Source organism: Flavobacterium sp. (assembly GCF_035456085.1).
Lineage (GTDB): Bacteria > Bacteroidota > Bacteroidia > Flavobacteriales > Flavobacteriaceae > Flavobacterium.
This window is the reverse complement of sequence record NZ_DATIDY010000187.1, coordinates 1-2,166: the sequence shown is the minus strand read 5'-3', so window position 1 is coordinate 2,166 and position 2,166 is coordinate 1. Positions and strand designations below refer to the sequence as shown.

Here is a 2,166-nt window from a genome sequence, read left to right as displayed (position 1 = left end):
TAAAACACTACTACCAACAGCTACTACAACGGATTTGTGCAATTGGCTTAATGGAAAGTTGGTTTTGTATTTGGGAGATTTGGCTAATCCGAAGAATGGGCTTAATTTAGTCCCAAACCCGCTGTAGTACCAGAACGTTAGGTGCTATTTTAAAGAAGACGTATTGCATAATATGAACAGATATCAATATAAAAATTTTGTAATTGAAGTGCTTGACGAACAGACTTATAAATTTGGCTCGTCTGACAACAATTTTAGTTATACAAAGCATTATTTTGGTGTCGATGCGACAGAACATCCAACTTCCAAACATGGAATAAAAATTTATCAAGGCGAACAAATTATTGACAATTGCATTGTTATTGGTTCAGGCGGAGCGACAGGTATTCATGAAAATTCATCACTTATTGACAACGACCTATTATTACTATGTTGTTGCGACACAATATTTTGTTTGACACTTTGCGACCTTGAATTGAAGTGGAAAACACAAGCTGACCAAATTACTTGTTTTCAAATTTTCAAAAATCAAGACGATTACATAATACACGGAGAATTACAAATCGCAAAACTTGACAAAAACGGAAATATAAAATGGGAATTTGGAGGTGCAGATATTTTTGTATCCATAGACGGTGAAGAAGAATTTAAAATCGAAAATGATGGAATTTTGCTCACCGACTTTGCTAAGACGAAATATAAAATAGACTTAGACGGAAAGTTAATTTGGGACACTTACAAACGATAAAAAAAACAGCACCTAACAGCTACTACAACGGATTTGGGTAATTGGCTTAATGGAAAAATGGTTTTGTATTTGGAATGATTTGGCAAATCCGAAGAATGGGCTTAATTTAGTCCCAAACCCGCTGTAGTAGCGGGACGTTACCAGCAAGCTTACCACAGACTAACAACAAAACGAAATTATAAATGAATGTAGAAAGATTACACAGAGTTATTTTTGATTTCCAAAATGACTTACAGAAAACAAATTTACTTGGAAATCTTCAATCGGTTAGAGATAATTTGCAAAATATTGTAAACCAACCAAATCAACCTGCATATCAAACAAACCTTGTGGCAAGTATAGAAGAACTTAATAAATCTCTCCATATTTCAAAGTATAATACATACACTCCAATGTTTAAAGAAACTATTGCAGAAATAACTAATGAAAAGAAATTTGGAGAAGAATTAAAAAACCAAATAGATAATATTTTTGCATCCAATCTTATTACTCCAGCTAAAGCGTTAGAAGATATTGATAAAATAGTTAATGATATTACTCGAATTCAAACAGGAATTACAAATACAATTGGCGGACTTGAATCTCTTAATATTGAAAAAGAAGAACTTGAACCTGGAACGTGTGAGTTAGGTTATACTATTCCAAGAAAATACATTGACAACAAGTTAGTTGAATTAAAAAATGAAATTTCTGAACTGAACTTTATTTTAAATATAATTACTGAAGCTGTTACTGGAAAAACTGAAGATTATAAAGTTAAAACCATTTCTTCTAGCGAATTTCTTCTTTATGTAATACTTGGTTTGCAAGTTGCAAATACCTTGTCAAAAGCAACAGAAAGAATACTAAATCACTACAAACAAATTTTAGAAATAAAAGTATTAAGAAATCAACTCGCAGAAAAAGGCGTTCCTGCAAAAGAAACTATTTCTATTGAAAAATACGCTAATGGTTTAATGGAAACTGAAATTAAAAAAATTGCAAAAGAAATAATAGACGAACATTATGTTGGAGATAGTGGCAGAAAAAATGAAATTCAAAATGGATTGACTATTGCTCTTAATAAATTAGCAAATAGAATTGATAATGGATTTAGCGTTGAAATTCGTGTAGAACCATTACCAAAACCTAAAGCAGAAGAAAAGGATGAAGAATATGATAATAATGTTGAACTCATCAAATCAATTCAAAAATCAGCAAATAATATAGACTACATCGAGGCAAAAGGAAACGCAATATTACAATTACCTGAAAACGGAGAAAAGAAATAAAGCCTGCTGGTAACAGCTACTCCTATGTAAAGCATCGTAAAGTTATTCACAACTTTTGAGAGGGTTATATGTTGGTTACTTTTCGAGTATAGAATTCCGTTCCAACGGCTTGTTGAAAAAGTTGGAGACAACTTTTTGTCTGCCGAA

2 protein-coding genes are annotated in these 2,166 nt (G+C 31.8%); both read left to right on the top strand.

Features of this window, described 5'->3' with window-relative positions; all coding sequences use genetic code 11:
* Positions 1-172: 172 nt before the first annotated feature.
* Positions 173-748, top strand: coding sequence for a hypothetical protein (locus VLC96_RS13960; protein ID WP_325263877.1), 576 nt, complete (start codon positions 173-175; stop codon positions 746-748).
* A 182-nt stretch (positions 749-930) separates the two neighbouring features.
* Positions 931-2,019 (top strand): hypothetical protein, encoded by a 1,089-nt coding sequence (locus VLC96_RS13955; RefSeq protein WP_325263875.1) that lies wholly within the window; start codon positions 931-933, stop codon positions 2,017-2,019.
* Positions 2,020-2,166: the final 147 nt, after the last annotated feature.

Bases quoted from the DNA above. Each gene is read 5' to 3' on its own strand.
- VLC96_RS13955 (WP_325263875.1), top strand. From the start codon at position 931: ATGAATGTAGAAAGATTACACAGAGTTATTTTTGATTTCCAAAATGAC.
- VLC96_RS13960 (WP_325263877.1), top strand. From the start codon at position 173: ATGAACAGATATCAATATAAAAATTTTGTAATTGAAGTGCTTGACGAA.